15 protein-coding genes are annotated in these 17,830 nt (G+C 43.0%); 5 read left to right on the forward strand and 10 right to left on the reverse strand.

Features of this window, described 5'->3' with window-relative positions; genetic code table 11:
• Window positions 1-99 precede the first annotated feature (99 nt).
• The 3 genes from ACWATR_RS14645 to surE form a co-directional block, all read right to left on the reverse strand.
• On the reverse strand, window positions 100-1,164 hold the full coding sequence (locus ACWATR_RS14645) for a bifunctional riboflavin kinase/FAD synthetase (RefSeq protein ID WP_460333487.1): 1,065 nt from the start codon (window positions 1,162-1,164) through the stop codon (window positions 100-102).
• A 386-nt stretch (window positions 1,165-1,550) separates the two neighbouring features.
• Window positions 1,551-2,447, reverse strand: coding sequence for an MBL fold metallo-hydrolase (locus ACWATR_RS14650; RefSeq protein WP_435021059.1), 897 nt, complete (start codon window positions 2,445-2,447; stop codon window positions 1,551-1,553).
• Between the two features lie 286 nt (window positions 2,448-2,733).
• Window positions 2,734-3,531: a 5'/3'-nucleotidase SurE gene (gene surE, locus ACWATR_RS14655; protein ID WP_460333491.1), complete on the reverse strand. Its 798-nt coding sequence runs from the start codon at window positions 3,529-3,531 to the stop codon at window positions 2,734-2,736.
• A gap of 568 nt (window positions 3,532-4,099) precedes the next feature.
• Here surE and pheS point away from each other — a divergent pair.
• Both pheS and ACWATR_RS14665 read left to right on the forward strand, forming a co-directional pair.
• Window positions 4,100-5,092 (forward strand): phenylalanine--tRNA ligase subunit alpha, encoded by a 993-nt coding sequence (gene pheS / locus ACWATR_RS14660; protein ID WP_190892424.1) that lies wholly within the window; start codon window positions 4,100-4,102, stop codon window positions 5,090-5,092.
• 165 nt (window positions 5,093-5,257) lie between these two features.
• Window positions 5,258-5,833 carry a Uma2 family endonuclease gene (locus ACWATR_RS14665; RefSeq protein ID WP_460333494.1) on the forward strand — a complete coding sequence of 192 codons (576 nt, stop codon included), beginning with the start codon at window positions 5,258-5,260 and terminating at the stop codon, window positions 5,831-5,833.
• A 133-nt stretch (window positions 5,834-5,966) separates the two neighbouring features.
• On the opposite strand, the gene ACWATR_RS14670 is transcribed toward ACWATR_RS14665, so the two are convergent.
• The gene (locus ACWATR_RS14670; RefSeq protein ID WP_460333497.1) at window positions 5,967-7,181 is read right to left on the reverse strand and encodes a chromate transporter; all 1,215 of its coding nucleotides are present in this window, start codon (window positions 7,179-7,181) and stop codon (window positions 5,967-5,969) included.
• A gap of 140 nt (window positions 7,182-7,321) precedes the next feature.
• Between ACWATR_RS14670 and ACWATR_RS14675 the strand changes: the two genes are divergently transcribed.
• Entirely contained in the window at window positions 7,322-7,759 is a 438-nt protein-coding gene (locus ACWATR_RS14675; protein WP_460333499.1) for a protein tyrosine phosphatase family protein, read from the forward strand.
• A 498-nt stretch (window positions 7,760-8,257) separates the two neighbouring features.
• Here the strand turns inward: ACWATR_RS14675 and ACWATR_RS14680 are convergent, their stop codons facing one another.
• The 3 genes from ACWATR_RS14680 to ACWATR_RS14690 form a co-directional block, all read right to left on the reverse strand.
• Window positions 8,258-8,581: a PadR family transcriptional regulator gene (locus tag ACWATR_RS14680; protein WP_460333502.1), complete on the reverse strand. Its 324-nt coding sequence runs from the start codon at window positions 8,579-8,581 to the stop codon at window positions 8,258-8,260.
• A 210-nt stretch (window positions 8,582-8,791) separates the two neighbouring features.
• Entirely contained in the window at window positions 8,792-10,678 is a 1,887-nt protein-coding gene (locus ACWATR_RS14685; RefSeq protein ID WP_460333505.1) for a S9 family peptidase, read from the reverse strand.
• A 143-nt stretch (window positions 10,679-10,821) separates the two neighbouring features.
• A complete protein-coding gene (locus tag ACWATR_RS14690; protein WP_460333508.1) occupies window positions 10,822-12,267 on the reverse strand; it encodes a RecQ family ATP-dependent DNA helicase in 1,446 nt (481 codons plus the stop codon).
• Between the two features lie 162 nt (window positions 12,268-12,429).
• On the opposite strand from ACWATR_RS14690, the gene ACWATR_RS14695 reads away from it, so the two are divergent.
• On the forward strand, window positions 12,430-12,867 hold the full coding sequence (locus tag ACWATR_RS14695; RefSeq protein WP_460333511.1) for a GNAT family N-acetyltransferase: 438 nt from the start codon (window positions 12,430-12,432) through the stop codon (window positions 12,865-12,867).
• Window positions 12,868-13,040: 173 nt separating this feature from the next.
• On the opposite strand, the gene ACWATR_RS14700 is transcribed toward ACWATR_RS14695, so the two are convergent.
• Window positions 13,041-13,712: a SnoaL-like polyketide cyclase gene (locus tag ACWATR_RS14700; RefSeq protein WP_460333514.1), complete on the reverse strand. Its 672-nt coding sequence runs from the start codon at window positions 13,710-13,712 to the stop codon at window positions 13,041-13,043.
• A gap of 323 nt (window positions 13,713-14,035) precedes the next feature.
• Here ACWATR_RS14700 and ACWATR_RS14705 point away from each other — a divergent pair, with 323 nt between their 5' ends.
• Complete coding sequence (locus tag ACWATR_RS14705) at window positions 14,036-14,167, forward strand: hypothetical protein (protein ID WP_335045628.1); 132 nt, start codon at window positions 14,036-14,038, stop codon at window positions 14,165-14,167.
• Between the two features lie 42 nt (window positions 14,168-14,209).
• On the opposite strand, the gene ACWATR_RS14710 is transcribed toward ACWATR_RS14705, so the two are convergent.
• Complete coding sequence (locus ACWATR_RS14710) at window positions 14,210-14,653, reverse strand: hypothetical protein (RefSeq protein WP_460333517.1); 444 nt, start codon at window positions 14,651-14,653, stop codon at window positions 14,210-14,212.
• A gap of 204 nt (window positions 14,654-14,857) precedes the next feature.
• Complete coding sequence (locus ACWATR_RS14715; protein ID WP_460333520.1) at window positions 14,858-17,419, reverse strand: penicillin acylase family protein; 2,562 nt, start codon at window positions 17,417-17,419, stop codon at window positions 14,858-14,860.
• Between the last annotated feature and the right edge of the window lie 411 nt (window positions 17,420-17,830).

A 17,830-nucleotide genomic window follows, 5' to 3' on the forward strand; every position in this document is an offset into this window, starting at 1 on the left:
GAGTGGGGCAGCAGGGGAGCAGAGGAGCAGTTGCAGTAAGTTTTTTCCCTCTGCCCCTTTGCACCTCTGCCTCTTCCAATGCCCTATCTATTGTTCCCACTAAGCACTCAAAACTTCTCTAGCAACAACGCAGTCAAGTTGAATTTGTGTTTTCAGGGCTTCGAGAGAAGGAAATTTTTGTTCGGGGCGCAAAAATTTAACTAGCTGCACGACCAGTTTTTTGCCATACAAATCACCTGACCAATCGAATAAATGTACTTCCGCAGATGAATAAGTACCGTTTACAGTTGGACGATTACCGATATTCATTACACCCAAGTTCTCACTAGGAGCGGTATCTGTTGTTTCATCGAGAGTGAAAACACGGACAGCGTATACTCCTTGGCGGGGCAAAAACTTTTCTTTTGGTAGTTGAAGGTTGGCGGTGGGAAAGCCAATTGTTCTGCCCAATTGTTGACCTTGAACGACATCACCAATGAGGGTGTAAGGGCGTCCTAGTAGTAGATTTGCGTTTTCGATGTCGCCCTGCTCAAGGGTTTGGCGGATCAATGAAGTGCTAATGCGGGCATCTTGAGTTGGAGTATTACTAACACAACTACTTTGGGTGGGGGAGTCACCGGTATAAGTTTGTAAGGGAACGATCGCAACAGGGATATTGTACTTGGCGGCGATTAATTGCAAATCTTTGGCAGTACCACTACGCTTTTCGCCAAAACAAAAATCTTCCCCGATACTAATTTGCTGGCATTGCAGTTGTTGCACAAGAATTTTTTCTACGAAATCTTCGGGAGTTAAAGCAGACAATTCTTTGTCAAAGGGTAGTAATACTAGTTGTTCTACGCCAAGCGATCGCAATTGTTGGACTTTTTCATCCAGTGGCGTTAACAAAGTCCGGGGTTGCCCTGTAAAGAACTCCTGTGGATGGGGGTCAAAGGTGACAACTGTTGAGTAGATATATTCTTGATTGGGCAGTTGATTTTCCTTTGACTGCGGACTACTGGCTACTGACAAGTGACTACCAGCGTGCAAGACTGGCTGAATTACCCTTTGATGACCAAGATGAACACCATCAAACTTGCCAAGGGCAACAGCAGTCGGCGTTAGTAGCCCTTCACTTGAAGAAGCAACCCACACAGAACACCCATTTTGAGACAAATTTAGCACGTGGATTCTGAGATTTTAGGTTTATTTTAGCTATCAGCATGAAGCTACCTTATAGTAAACCGCCTTGAGGAGTACAGGTTTTCTAGTAGCAACTTGTCATTTGTCCTTTGTTCTCTCTGACAAAATTTCTACTCTTAAGCAAGCTAGCAAGAGCGTCTCTCTAAGAGTTGCCAGACGCTCTCTACAAAACGATGTGCGTAGCTAGCTTAATTTTCCCCAGGGGTATGCGGACTCGACGAATCCCTACTCTATCGCCGGAAGTCGGCGCACCCTGAGGGATATTGCTACAGATTTTGCGCTTTGTCCAATGACTAATGACCAATGACTGCTGAAAGCTTCTGATCACCAATCTAATCTAAAATCTCCAATTCCTGCGATCGCAATCTTTATGTAGAAAACTTACTAACAGGAAAAGATTCTGATAAGGCAACTGAGGTGGGAATCTGAAGTACCATTCCTTCTCGTGCCATAATAGCGCCAGGAAATTTTTCAGCGGCTTGTTTGCCTACACGATCCAAAAAGTCGTCATTGTGGGCGGGGTCGTGGTGGTAAATCACCAGAGTTTTGACGTTAGCAGCTTGTGCCACTTTCACCGCTTCTTGCCAGGTAGAATGTCCCCAGCCAATTTTCAGGGATGTTGGGCAATGATATTCCTCATCTGTGTAGGTAGAATCGTAAATTAAAATGTCGGCATTACGAGCTAGCCACAGCACATTATCATCGAGTCGATCGGGAAAATGTTCGGTATCGGTGATATAAGCAGCAGCACCACCACGCCAATTGACGCGGTATCCTACGGCTTCACCTGGATGATTTAAAGGTGCTGTTTCTACGGTAACGTCATCAATGTGGATTGGTTGCCCCGGTCGAATGTCGTAGAACTTTAAATTGGCTTGCATAATCTGCAAGGGTACGGGAAAGTTCGGGTGTAACATTTGATCGTTGAGGCGCTGTTCTATGGTAGAACCATCAGGTGCGATCGCGCCGTAGATATGAAAGTCATTACCCTTGACAAACCCTGGGGTAAAGAAGGGAAAACCCTGCATGTGATCCCAGTGGGAGTGGGTAAAAAATATGTGAGCTTCTAACGGCATTTGGCGCAACAAAGATTGCCCCAAAACATGTAGTCCCGTGCCAGCATCGAAAATTAAGCGTTTATCGCCCGCTTGCATTGATATGCAAGGGGTATTACCGCCGTAACGAACGGTGTGTGGCCCTGGACTGGGGATGCTGCCGCGAACGCCCCAAAATTGTACGGTAAATTGGTTCTCTATCCTAGACATGTGTATTGCTTGCTGGACTGAGCGGGCGATATTTGGAAAAATTGTTACTTATTCTGTCTAAGTTTATGCTGTCTCGCCAATTTTGGTAGAGGGAGGATTTCTTGGTAAAACAGCATACCCTGTTTCTGGCTGATTGTGTAATGTTGATGAAATACTGTCAGTTAAAATTTTCCAGATTTTGGGGTGGATGTGTATCGGTTATTTCAAGAGTGCCCCTACGTTATAGCCTACATTTTTCTCTAATGTATTTAAATAACCTCAGTTTTGTCCTGATAAATCAAATTATTCACGGAAAATTGAATTCCCACTCAGACAATTTATCTAGCCCAGTTGCGTAAGTCAGATTGTATTGTAACGGAGTGATACTGATGTAGTTTTTACGTACAACCTGTACATCTGTAGGTACATTTTGAGGCAGATTTAATCCGCTAGGGGGTTCCACATCCTCAATTACCTCTCCGGTTAACCAGTAGTAAGTTTTTCCACGAGGATCAACTCGTTTATTAAACACATCAGTGTAATGCCGTAGGCCTTGACGGGTGAGAGTAACTCCGGCAATTTCTTCCCATTTGACCGCAGGAATATTGACGTTGAGTAACATTAAATCTGGCAGCGGTTTTTGGGCTAACTGGTCTACAAGAACTGTGGCAAACTTAGCAGCAGCTTGAAAGTCTTTAGATGTATGACTTATAAGACTCAGCGCTACACTGGGAATGCCTTCAATCAAACCTTCCATTGCAGCAGAAACAGTGCCAGAATACAAGATTTCAGTTCCTAAATTTGCACCTTGATTAATCCCAGAGAGAACCAAATCGGGGGGAGTCGAGAGCAAAGCCCACAGCGCTAATTTGACGCAATCTGAAGGGGTACCATCGCAAGCCCAAGCTTTGATAGCAGGATGAAAAATCCCTTCAACAATTTCAGCGCGAATGGGTTGGTGTAAAGTTAACCCGTGTCCAGTTGCCGATCTCTCTCGATCTGGGCAAACTACACTGACATCATGACCTGCCTCTGCCAAGTAGTTGGCTAGGGTACGAATCCCCAAAGCAGAAATGCCGTCATCGTTACTAATTAGTAATTTCATAATTATTGGTCATTGGTCATTGGTCATTAGTCATTAGTCATTCGTTATTAGTTATTAGTTATTTGTTATTCGGCATTTGTCAATGTCTGAGGTCACAAGGGGCAAAAAAATATTTATACTCACTAGTACACTGTGGCAAAAGTTTGCCTACTTTAACAAGTTGTTCAATCTCCTTGTCTATCGCCAAGTCTTTGTTAATTGAAAAAGGGACTGGGGACTGGGAATTAGGGACTGGGGACTGGGAAAATTGTTCGGGGATTGAGACCTAAACCTTGTTTTGTTCGCGTAGCGTCTCGTAGAGAAGAAAACTCTTTCCGTGTCCCCAGTCCCCAGTCCCGGAGCGCCAGAATTCCCCGACAACTGCTTCTCTTATCGGGGAATCCTGGCGCGACCCGTTCAGATGTTAGCTGGATTTACGCGCCCGCTCTACTACCCCAATTGTCTCTAAAGGTTTGGTTTTGACCCTCGCCTTTGGCTGATGTTAATGGTATAGCTGTAGGTTTATTTATCGACCAGTTCACAGCTTTTGACTATAGACTAATGACAAATGACCAATGACTAATAACTAATGACTAGCAATTTAGAAGCTCAACTTTTAGCACTGCGGCAGGAAGGAGAAAAAGCGATCGCAGCCGCCGATACCCTAGAACGTCTAGAAGAACTCAGAGTTAACTATCTGGGTAAAAAAGGCGAGTTGGGGGCACTGTTGCGAAGTATGGGGCAAATGAGTGCAGAGGAACGACCAAAAATTGGAGCGATCGCTAATACAGTCAAAGAATCCCTGCAAACTAGTCTAGACCAGCAACGCGTCGCCCTGGAATCCGCACAAATTCAACTACAGCTAGAGGCGGAAACCCTAGATGTAACTATGCCGGGAATTTACAGCCCCCAAGGTCGCATTCATCCCCTCAATGGCATTATCGACCGGGCACTGGATATCTTTGTTGGTATGGGTTACACCGTGGCTCAAGGGCCAGAGATGGAAACAGATTATTATAATTTTGAGGCTTTGAATACCCCACCTGACCACCCCGCCCGTGATATGCAGGATACCTTCTACCTGCCAGATGGTAATCTTCTCCGTACTCATACCTCGTCAGTCCAAATTCGTTATATGGAAAGAGAAGAACCACCGATTCGGGTTGTGGCTCCAGGGCGAGTTTATCGGCGAGATAATGTAGATGCAACTCACTCAGCAGTTTTCCATCAAATAGAACTTTTAGCTATTGACGAGGGACTAACTTTTACAGACCTCAAGGGCACAATTAAGGTATTTTTACAAGCAATATTTGGCGATTTGCCAATTCGTTTCCGCGCCAGTTATTTCCCATTTACTGAACCTTCTGCTGAAGTAGATTTGCAGTGGAATGGACGGTGGCTGGAGGTGATGGGCTGCGGTATGGTCGATCCAAATGTACTTAAGTCCGTGGGTTATGACCCAGAAGTTTATACAGGGTTTGCTGCCGGTTTTGGTGTAGAACGCTTTGCAATGGTGTTACACCAAATCGATGATATTCGTCGGTTGTATGCTAGCGATTTGCGGTTTTTGCAGCAATTTTAGGGAAGCGATCGCTTTAAATAATCAGGCGTTTACTAAATTTGCAAAAGTCAATTGAATGAAAATATAACCACAGATAAATACCCATGAATTATCTGTGGTTTTAAATAATAGATCAGGATTGATGAATTTGGTAAACTATTAGTACCTAACTTCTGTTGACCTGATATGACTGCAATCACTGGCAAAGGTCTAACGCTTGAAGAATATTTGAAGTATGACGATGGCACGGATAGTCATTATGAACTTGTGGCAGGTGAGTTAGTTGCAATGCCACCCGAAAGTCCAAAAAATGTCCAGATATCTCTATTTTTGCTGGTCAATTTTCTCAAGTTCGTCCCGTTCAATCGGTTAAGTAACAAAGTTGAAATTGTTGTTGCTGGTTCTCGTGCGACAACTCGCATTCCTGATTTAGTTGTGCTGACGGATGAACTTGCAACAGCCTTAGAAGGTGCAACGCGATCCACAATCACTCTGGATATGCCACCTCCGGCTTTAGTTGTCGAAGTTGTTTCTCCTGGCAAAGTTAACGAAGATCGGGACTATCGCTACAAACGTTCCGAGTATGCCGCAAGGGGAATTACTGAATATTGGATTGTTGACCCTCAGATAAATGCAGTTACCGTATTGATATTAGTTAACGGGTTTTATGAAGAAACCAGATTTGCAGGAAACACTGCGATCGCTTCTACTATTTTCCCAGAGTTACAGCTAACCGCAGAGCAAGTACTCAAAGCTGGATAAAGCAATGCGGGTAATGCAATTTCTTAGTTTAAATTTAAAAGGTTTTTGCTGCGCTTTACAGCGATGAGGATATGTCAGCGCTGGTTGCTACACTATTGCGATCGCGCGGTTTGGATATGATAACTCGCTATCTTCAGCCAAATAATATGTGTGAAGCTAATCCAATTGCTCCTCCTGCTAGCACCAACCAAGCTGAATTTATTTTAAATCTAAACACACCGATCGCACTCAAAATTGCCATGATAATTGTTAACCAATCTACCAGTGCGGCTTGTCCTAATGTGTATGTTACTCCTGCCATTAATCCTAAAGAAGCTGCATTTACACCATCCAAAAATCCGCTTGCCCAAGGAGATTGACGCAACTTAGGAACCCAAGGATTAACCACCAACACCAGCACAAAAGCTGGCAAGAAAATGCCGATTGTACCAGCGATCGCTCCGGCATTTCCTGCTAGCAAGTACCCAATAAATGTTGCGGTGGTGAAAACAGGCCCCGGTGTAAACTGTCCGATCGCTACAGCATCTAAAAGCTGTTGTGATGTTAACCACTGGTTGCGCTCGACTAAATCCCGTTGCAGAAATGCCAGCAATACATAGCCGCTACCATAGAGAACACATCCAATTTTGAGAAAAAAGACAAAGACGTTAATCCAACTGACTGATGTAACTGCTGCTGTTGTAGTACCAACCTGCGCCAAAATACCTGAAATAGGTAACAGGAATGCTCCGCTTGTATGTCCTCTGGCTTGCCAATTCTTGAGTAGCATCACAGCAATACCTAGCAAAATCAGCACCAAAATTTCATTCAATCCAGCTAAGTATGCTGCGATCGCAGCCACTCCGGCAATAATCGTCGGCACGTCTTTGGCTGCCTTTTTACCCAAATTCCACACAGCCTGAATCACGATCGCAATAATTACAGGTTTAATTCCATAGAGCAGCCATTCTACCTGGGGAACTGTTTGATAACGAGCATAAATGGCGGCTAATGCCCAAACAATCAACATCGCAGGTAGAATAAAGCAGCTACCCGCAACTATTAAGCCACGCCATCCGGCTCGTTCGTAGCCAATGTGAATGGCTAATTCTGTTGAGTTGGGGCCTGGAATCAAATTCGTAATTCCCAGTAAATCTAGCAGTTTCTCCCGGCTCATCCACTGACGGCGATTTACCACTTCATTGTCCATCATGGCGATGTGAGCAGCAGGGCCACCAAAAGCGATCGCCCCCAATCGCAAAAACACCGCCGCCAGTTCTGTTAATCGCTGCTTTTGTTGTTTGGGAGTCAGAGCATTATAGGAAATCACTTCTTGCTCTTTCTGGATATCCTCAGCTTCTTGCGTCACTATAGTTTTCCTGATTAATTATGACGACAAAATTAGGATATCGAATTTCGATAACGAAAATCTATATAATTAGAAATTAATTTGTGATACTATGCCATTGGCTAAAAACACGGTAATACAATCGAGATTACGGAGTATGTATGAGTGATGTCAAGAAAGTGAGCGATGAGTTTTCAGCAGGTGGACAGCCAACCCCAGAGATACTAAAACAGCTTGCTGATGAAGGTTATAAGTCTGTGGTGAATCTGCGATCGCTTGATGAAACTGGAGCCTTAGCAGACGAACAGCAACAAGCAAAAGCCGTAGGTCTTGAATATGTTAATGTTCCACTCAATTCAACTTCAGCCAACGACAACTTGACTACAACAGTTCTCTCAGAACTAGAGGAATTGCCGACTCCTGTATATTTTCATTGTGGTGCCGGTGGACGAGCCAGTGCCTTAGCGCTCATTGCCTTTGCAACTCAACAAAAGCTGAACCGTGAACAGGTTTTAGCAAGAGCAAAAGAACTTGATATCAACCCAGATCAACCTCACCTGAAACAGTTTTTAGAAAACTTAGGGACTTCCAAGAAATAAATTATCCATTTTTTGGGGTGGGCCGAAAAGCCACTGGTGTCAACTTCAGCCAAAAATAGCGTACTGATTGGGTGTTGTTCACCCGCCAGGGATTGTAAATCCCTGACTAATTGCTCAAGTCTACTGAAGTAGACTGAAAATTTTTGCGCTATGAAGTCCTCTTCAGAGGACTTTAGCTATGAGACAGGGATTTACAATCCCTGGCGGACGTGCGGTTTCGCGTTAAGTTGACACCAGTGGTGGGGACACCCATCCCACAAGAAAATTTGGGATGTTTTTTTATTTGGAAGTCCCTTATCGTGAGTAGTGGAAATGACAATACGGTTCGGTTAAGGTTTTTTGATGAAAATTCTAGATATAAAGACACAATAAATCACCGTCAAGACGAAAAATTGATCTTTGTAGAGACGGCGATTTATCGCGTCTCTTGCCTTAAGCGAACCGTATTGGGAAAGATGAGGGAGATCGGAAAAAATAGAGACGCAATTAATCGCGTTTCTACTCCTCGAATAATTCGCCAAATAATTCCCGTACCTTTTCTTTAGCATCCTCTAGGGTCATTTTTCCTAAATCGGTAGCTCGATAGAGTCGTCGGCTTTGCCGTCCTGATCTCTGCTCAACGGAATATAGATATCCCTTGCGCTCCATATCATGCAACATTGGGTAGAGAGTTCCGGCACTGAGTTTATAACCGTGACGCGCCAGTTCTTCAATAATGCCTAGCCCAAAAATTGGCTCCTGAATTGCATGATGCAGAATATGAAGCCGAATTAAGCTTGAGTAGAACTCTCGTCCATCCATTAGGCAAGACTTTTGCGACACTTAGAATTTCATTTTCGCTTATCGCGCTGGGCATTGTGGGATTTTTTTATTCCACTTTCAAAGCAGCCGTTATAAGTATTAGTAAACTTATGACGACAGGACTTGATTCTTCTGTCTAAGCAGGTGTGGGAGCGTACGAAATCTAAGTTTCTCAAATATTTGTCGCTAAAAAGTGGTCAGTAAATTACACTAAACACCATGCGTGAAACTTTATTTAACTATTCCTGAATGACCGGGGATATCTGCTAAAGATTCAAATCTGCCGCCTAAATATTTGGCGAGAAACTCTTCTGCGATCGCAAAGAAATGCAACCGATTTTCTGGTCTGGCAAAACCATGCCCTTCATCTGTATAAAGTGCATATTTCACTGGTAAACCAGCTTGCTGCATTGCGTTGACAATTTGATCACTTTCTGATTGTTTCACTCGCGGATCATTTGCACCTTGACCGATAAGTAAAGGTTTTTGAATCCGGTCAGCGAAAAATAAAGGCGATCGCGATTTCAAAAATTCCTCTTCTGTCTCCAAGTTACCGACACGATGGTAAAGCATTGCCCTCAATGGTTCCCAATAAGGCGGTATAGTTTCTATCAGCGTCATTAGGTTACTCGGCCCGACAATATCCACACCAGCGGCAAAAACTTCTGGTGTAAAAGTTAACCCCACTAGGGTGGCATAACCGCCATAAGAACCGCCCATAATCGCAATCTTTTGCGGATCGGAAATACCTTGTTCCACTAGCCAGTTAACAGCATCAATCAAATCGTCGTGCATTTTAGCAGCCCATTCCCGATTTCCAGCATTCAAAAATGCTTTGCCGTAGCCAGTGGAACCGCGAAAGTTTACTTGCAGAACAGCGTAACCCCGGTTAGCTAGCCATTGCGCTGTGGGAGAGAAACCCCAAACATCCCGCGCCCAAGGGCCACCATGAACCAGTAATACTGTTGGTAGATTCTGCGTAGGTATTCCCACAGGGGTTGTTAGGTAACAGTGGATAGTCAAACCATCCCGCGCTTCATAGGAAATCGGTTCCATTGAAGCTAACTGCAACGTTTCGAGTTTGGGTTGGTTGCTAAAAAGGAAAGTGCTAGTTTTGGACTCTCTGTTATATGCATAGTAATAAACTGGCCCATTGTCAGTTCTATAAGCCACTAACCAGGTTTTATCTTCCAAGTCGCGGCTAATTATAGAGAATTCTCCAGGACGCACCTTAGCGATTTCCTCAAAATCAGCAGCGATACTTTGGTCAATTACCTGCCATTCCTGTTTGTCTTTGTAAAAAGAAACTGCTTGGATAACTCGCGTTAATGGCTGAATGATTATCCCCACGACATCATACTGTTCATCTTCAGCAATGACAGTTTCTTGACGGGTGTCTAGGTCAATAGCTAGCAGACGTTTAGTGTTAGCATCGTGATTCCCTTGAATATAAAGGGTTTTGCCATCATCTGAGAAGCTAACAGAATTCCCTTCCTCTTCTGACCCCCAGTGGCGGAGAGTTTCCCACTGTTTATCTGGTTTCTGCAATAACAAATCGTAACCACCATCGGGTGTGCTAGCTGTTGCTGCACGTATTTGAAACTCAGCATCAGATGTCCAACTGATAATGTTACCGGGGTTATCGGTGTCGAACTCAACCGCACCATTTTTTAGATTGATGCGATAAACGTCAAACTTTTGGGGATTATTCAAGTTCAACGCTACCAGCACTTGATCTGGAAATTTAGGTTCCAGTTCCACAAGTTCAGCTTTTACACCTTGGAATGGCGTTAAGTCACGCACAATCTTGGAGTGGATATTAACTAAGTGAAGGTGAAAGTTCTCGTCGCCATCCGAGTCTTGCATATAAATCAACTGGTCAGCGTTATAAGTCCAGAAGAAAATGCGGATACCCCGCTTTTTATCGACAGTTAGTATCTGGTCGTCTTCTTGTCCTATAGTTCGCAACCATACCTGCAAGACATTTTTCTCATCAGGGGCGATATATGCTAGGTACTTGCCATCAGGCGAGAGTTGTGGGCTAGTTTTTTCGGGATTCCCAAACAGAATTTCGCGCGGAATCAGCGGTGCTAGGGAGGGCGCTTGAACAGATGACATATTTTCATCCTCTACTTGACTACCCTATTGTCACTTGGCAGTGAAAATGACAATTCATCCTATTGGATGAACCTAGTACCGCAAGGCGGAAGTCAAAAGTCAAAAGTCAAAGTCTTTTATACTCGGCGACGAGTCTTTTATACTCATTGACGACAATTGTCGCAATGTCCGCAACGCAGGTTAGCTGCTTCTTTGTCAAAACCGAAGGCATTTAACAAAAACTGCCAACGACACTGCTTAGTTGTTAGGTATTGATGCATCTGTTTCGCAGTGTGTAATTGCGTCGTTGGCTGATTTCCCGCTTTTTGCCCAATGCTGTAATGGAAAGGATCGAGCCAGTTTAGCTGGCCACTGCTATGGAGTAATGCTAGCGCCGTTGCACCTTCGGGAAATTGTCGAGTTACTGCATTCACTTCTCCCTGTTTTGGTAATTTTTTCACAAGTTGCTGCGCTATTTGTTGTTGCGATCGCATTTGCTCTTGAAAAAACTCCTGTCTTTGCTTATCCTCTGGATCTAACCACCCTGTAGGTTCACTCACCAATGTCAACGCTTGGGCTGGTTTCCCATCCCTTCCAGCGCGGCCTATTTCTTGCACATATTCAGATAGCAGATGTGGTGCGTGAAAATGTGCCACCCAACGGACATCACTTTTATTTATCCCCATGCCAAACGCACAGGTGCAAACGACAAAAGGCATTTTACCACTTAACCAGCTTGCTTCTACTGCACGGCGTTCTGTTGCACCCAATCCCGCATGATAACTAGCCGTAGCATAACCCATCTCTGCTAACCATTCAGCTAAATCTTCGCTATCGCGCCTAGTGCGAACATAAACTAATCCCGATTGTTGCGGTCTATTTTGAATAAACTTTAATAATTGTTGTTTCCTACCTCGTGGTGTCCAAGCAATGCGAACGCTGGGATGCAAATTAGGACGGTAGGGATTCAAGCGAAAAATCTCTGGTTGCTGTAATTGTAAAACTGTTTGAATAATTTTTTGGGCTGAGGGGTCAGCAGTAGCGGTAAAAGCCGCGATACTGATTTTTGTTCCTGGTGGTTTTGATTTGAGCAATGCCGGACGTACCGCCCCTAATCTGCGGTAAGCTGGGCGAAAAGTATCACCCCACTGCACTAAACAATGAGCTTCATCTAAAATTAAGCCATTAATTTGCAATTGTGGGTGACATAATCTTTCCCACACTGGCGCACTTAGCAAAGTTTCTGGTGACAAATAAAGTAATCTTAGCTGTTGACGTTCTAAGGCTTGCAGAGTTGCACGGCGTTGAGATGAAGACAATTCACTATGCAAAAGTGCTGCTTTTTGATGGCTTTGTAGTAGTTCCTGTACTTGATTTTCCATCAAAGCAACTAAGGGCGAAACTACTAAAGTTAATCCTGTTTGTAGGAGTGCGGGGAGTTGAAAACAAATCGACTTTCCGCCACCTGTGGGCATAATAATCAGCGCATCTTTTTGTGCCAATAAACTACTGACAATTTCTCCTTGTGGTGGACGGAAATCTTCATAACCCCAGATTTTTTTAAAAGCAGCAATAACTTCTTCCCAAGATTTTGTTGTAGGTTGATTCATAATCAATAGTAGATGCACCCATATTCTTAAACACTGAATATAGCCTCTATATCCAGCTAATGGTTCAGTAATTTCATCATCTTAGTTTGCAAAGCACTGGCTGTAATAATGAATTAAAATGAATGATTATACATCAACATATTAAATAAAAAATTCAGCCAAATGAACGAAGAATTAAAACACAATTTTTACATCAGCACCGATAAATCTAAATTAGATACTCAAATGATTCATGATTTTTTACAAACTTCTTATTGGGCTGAAAACATTCCGTTAGCTACTGTTGAAAAGTCAATACAAAACTCTTTATGCTTTGGACTTTATGAAGATAATCAACAAGTTGGCTTTGCGAGAGTCATAACTGATTATGCAACTTCTGCGTTATTAAAAGATGTTTTTATTCTGGAGCCTTATCGAGGACAGGGTTTAGGAAAATGGTTTGTAGAATATATTTTGGAATATTCCGAACTGCAAGACGTGCAAAGGTGGTTGTTAGATACAAAAGATGCTCATGGACTTTATCGCCGTTATGGGTTTAAAAATTTGACAGATCCGGAAAAAATCATGATGCGTTTAAATTCTAATACTTATCAATCATGAGTAAGAGGATATTTTAAAAGTATTAAAAGAGTAGAAGTCGTTACTACACAAACATAGGTGCTTTGCTGCTTACTGCGGGGTAGTCCATGCAGTTTGACTAACACAAAATCAAAGTTTTGCTAACCTGCGGAGGCAGGTTTTGTCTCTGTAGTCACGACTTCTAGTCGCCAAAGCTACTGATTTTGAGAATGGAAAGGACAACCACCTGCCGTTAATTTCTGAAGAAAGACATTATTATCAAAATAATGCTCTAAAGACTCAATCTTCAAATCATCAGTCACACGAGCAATACTAACTCCTACAATTTCTATGGTTTCACCTGTGGGTGCATAGTCTTTATAGGAACCATTAAATGTTCCCCAATGTCGCCACTTAAAGGTTACATTAGGCGGCCCCGAAAGGATTTCTGTTAATTCCCAAAGGAAGCCATTAGGAAAGGCTGTATGAAAAACTTGGAATGACGATTCAAAGGTTTCTGTTTCAGAGCTATACTGCTCACTTTGACCCAAAAACAGGTTATAAGTACCTTCAACTGCAACATCCTGAGCAGTGAATTGTTGTCCCCCATTGGTACTCATTTTAAACTTATCAGTAACAATCGAAAGCCACTGTTGAGGATTAGATTTATTAGAAGCTTCCATCTCAAAATTTCGGACTAAGTTTTGTGCGATCGCTTCTAAAGAACCTTCAGGATGCTGAAATTTACTCTCTTGATGAAGAAATTCATTGGTGTATGAATAATCCGGGCGTTTTCCTTCTCGCCACTGTACTTCTTCATCATGAGCAATGACTATATCTCTATCTTGTACCCAGAGTGGCAATTCTGTTGTTTTCTCGCTACTCATACAAGCTAACTGACTATAAACATCGTTTCTTAGAATAAGATTTTATGGATATAAGTAAATCGAAAAATCTGAAAAAGTAAACAATATTCATAATCAACTCAATAAACTTGACTTGTTGCACAAATATGAATATATGCAACACGGATACTTCTTGAGCTAAAAAATTATCCTATCGCAATACTGCTTGGTTAAGAAGATTCGTAGATTGGGTTGAACGTAGTGAAACTACCCTGGAATGCTTTTTTAGGTATTCCATACAGTTGGACTACCACAAAATCAAAAGTTTGCTAACCTGAGAGGATCTCAAAGCTGCACAAAAATGCATGGAATACGATCGCATGGCAACCCTTGATATTCAACTTCGCTGGTTAGAAGCGGCTGGGTTCCAAAATGTGGATTGCTGGTACAAAAATTTTAGCTTTGCTGTTTTTGGTGGTTATCGACCAACTATTTAACCGCTATTTTTGCGATCGAGATTCCAGGCAGAGGAGAATTAATTATTTGCCAGAACAGTAGCTATTAATTTCCTTGACTATTGAACTTTCTTCGCTACTACTCTTTTGCAGAGATACCAAAAAGCCCTTTGCTGCTGGTAGATTCTTTTTATCTATAGCTGCTGCTGCATTATTTAATTCCTTGCTGATGTTCTGATAGAGTGTGAGAAAACGTCCTTGAAAACCTTGCAGTTTCTCATCCTTAACTTCTAGTGCTTTCATCTCTTGGGCAAGTGGGTCTATCTTACCAGCAAGTTCAGTTAAAGCTTTAGAACCTTTTGCTGGATTAGAATTTTTACCGAATTCCTGACCTAGAGTAGATGCCTGATTAGCAACCTTTATGACTTTGTTACATTGGGCAACTTTACTTTCGCCACAACCTGCAAATAATAAAGCGATCGCAGTGGTTGCTGCAAGTATAAAACTTCGTTTAAACACGCATTGCATAATGTTCTATTATCTCCGACGATGTTTCACTCAAGTTGGGCAGAGGAAACGAATGGTCAGCAAAAATACGTTTTTCTCAAAAGAATCTTTATTTCTGTTTCTAACTTTCTTTCTGCCCTGTTACTTTATACTTCATTTTCCCTAAAGAGTGTATGTAATTACACTTGATTAACTAAATTTAAAATTGCATAGTCAGCTTGCCCTCTACTCTCGCAATTTGGGAACTAACTTCAATGTCACAGTGGTGTTATTTGCAACAGTCTTCTGTTCCCAAAGCATCTGGTGGTATTCAATCTTGCGCCAGGGGTCAACCATATCGTTGTAGTGGCTATGAAAAGCATGGCCTGATTGTCCAGGGGTGTGAATTGCTACTGAGTTATCTAAATTTCCTAAATCTACAATCATCCGCAGTGAAGGAATATCAGTCACTTCAAAGGATTTATTTGCTCTCCAACGGTTAGCATTTACTGTTTCGCCGTTACCAGATGTAGCAAAAGCACCACGATTAAATAAAGCTTCAATCGGTACAACCCCAGATTTACCCAAGGTGGCATTCCGAAAAGTAATGGTATGCAGCTTGCCCCAATTCCAGTTTTTCGGGTCTTTGCTTTGAATTTGTTCTAGTTCATCCACGGCTTCTATAAAGGATTGTCGCAAGATTTGGTCGCGGTTCTCAACTTCTGGGGTGTTGCGATTATCCCACCAAGAACTATTGGGCTGTTTGACCAGATTTGCGATCACAGCATACCAGCGATCGCCTCCATGCGGAAAGTACTTTTCAGGCAACTGATCGTGAAACGTATTTGCCAGTAAGTGTTTCCAGAAGACTTCAAATAAAGCAGCAACAGGCGATGTCATTCCTAACTGCAAATTCCAATCTTGTAGTAGTTTTTGGGCTGCTTGCAATCGGGGGGTATCAACAGTGATAGATTGCAGTAGTGGTACTAATGTTTGTGCATTCAGATTGCGATCGTCTCCCTGTATCTGCTGCACACTTTTTAGAGAAATCGGCTGTGTTTGTTGTGAAATCATTTCAACGATGCGCTGTGCCCGATAGCCATAAACCCAGTCTGCGGTAATTAGATAAGGATATTCACGCATAACTAAATTATTGGCAGTAGCAATATAACCTTGAGGTGGATTGAAACTTTTGGGTAACTGCTCAAAGTCAATATAGCCTTGCCATTCATATTCATCCGTCCAACCAGGAACGGGATAACGCCCATCTCCCTGAGCGCGGATGGGGAATTTACCAGGCATTTGGTAGCCAATATTGCCATCAATGTCAGCGTAGACCAAGTTTTGAGCGGGGACATCATAATTGCTGGCAGCAGTGCGGAATTCTTGCCAGTTTTGGGCGCGATTGATTTGGGGAACGGCATACCCTAGTTTGGAAGGTTCTAGGGCTGTCCAGCGCAGGGCTACGGCGTAGTTTTGCGGTAATTCTAGCAACTGACTTGGCTGGAATTGCTTTAGATTGGGCGAAACATCAGAGAGAATCGGCCCATGTCGGGTATAGCGTACCGTTTGCACAATCGGTTGACTTCCGGCGACTTGAATCGTCTCTGGCACGAGTTGCATATCTACCCATTTGCCATTGACTTCATACTGGTTAGGATTTTTCGGGTTGATTTTCTCGATGTATAAATCCATCACATCAGATTGTACATTGGTCACACCCCAGGCAATGCGATCGCTATGACCGATAATTACTCCAATCATTCCCGCAAAGGAAAAACCAGAAACGTTGTAGGGACATTCTGTACTCTTGGGTGTGCAGTGTAGACCAACCTCATACCAGATAGAGGGAATTTGCACACCTAAGTGCGGGTCATTCGCCAAAATTGGCTTACCTGTAGCTGTCCGCTGACCAGATATCACCCAGTTATTCGAGCCTATACCTATTCCCGTGGGCCCTATAAGTTGTTCCAAAGCCATCATCGGCTTAGTAATTGACTCTAAAGCAGGTAATACATCTAGAGAGTCGTGAAGTAAAGAAGATGCGGGGAAATAACTCTGTGTTTTCCCCTGTCCCTGTGTCCCTGTGTCCTCTTTCTTCTGGAACTCAGGTAAAATAACTGGCAAGTCTTGAGGGTATGGTGGAAAAAGTTCCTCTACTTGATTGGGATTAAGGGTTTTGAGCAAAATAGCACGTTCAATTTCGCTCTGAAAATTTCTGCCCAAATCGTAAGCCATTACCTTACCCCAAGTCAGAGAATGCAGTATTTGCCAAGGTTCTGGCTGATATCCAGGATTAAGGAATTTTAGCACAGTGTATTCTAGACTCAGGGCACTGCCTTGATGCCCTGTCAGATAAGCATTGACACCATCGGCATAAGCTTCCAAATATGCTTTCATCTCTGCATTAATTTCCGGAATTTCTTGCTGCGCTACTCTCGCCCAACCCATTGTCCGCAGATATTTATCAGTGTCAACTTGAGATGAACCAAACATTTCTGAAAGTCGCCCAGAACCAATGTGTCGCCAAAAGTCCATTTGCCAAAAGCGGTCTTGGGCGTGGATGTAACCTTGCGCCATGAATAAATCGTGAGAGTTGGCAGCATAAATATGGGGAATACCCCATTTATCCCGCTGAACGGTTACTTCAGCTTTCAGTTCAGGTAGTTGAATTGTGCCACTCTCTTGCGGAAAGGATTGGCGCACGGTGTAGGTAGTAAATCCAACTAACAATAGCCCCAGCACTAACAGGAAAATCAGAGTAGTTTTGAGTCTTTTACGTAACCAACTTTTCCTGGAGTTTTTCATGTGAGCTTCCCGTGGCATTGTTTGGTTAAATCAGGCAATACTACAAGGTATTTAATCAGAATTTGGAGAAAAGTGTGATCTGCTCATTTAAAATGCACCTGATACTGTTTCTTTATTCGCCTACGCTGTAACCCCTTGGCAAGGCTACCACAAGTCTTTTAAAGTTACTGCGTAACGTAGGGCAGGTTAATTTTTGCATTCACCTGCAACAAAAGTGCAGGTCAAGAGATTTGTGTGTACACCATAGCCTTGCTAAGAGTAGGGTGAAGGGCGTAAAAAATGAGCTTGGCTGGATTAAGAATTGTTTGACTAGCCCAACGGCAAAAATTGCCCTGAACTCTTCAGACCTGACGCAGGCATTCACTTACACAGGTAAAATGATTTCAAGGAAACTTTTCAGCAGATTCATGG

Source organism: Nostoc sp. UIC 10890 (assembly GCF_054786515.1).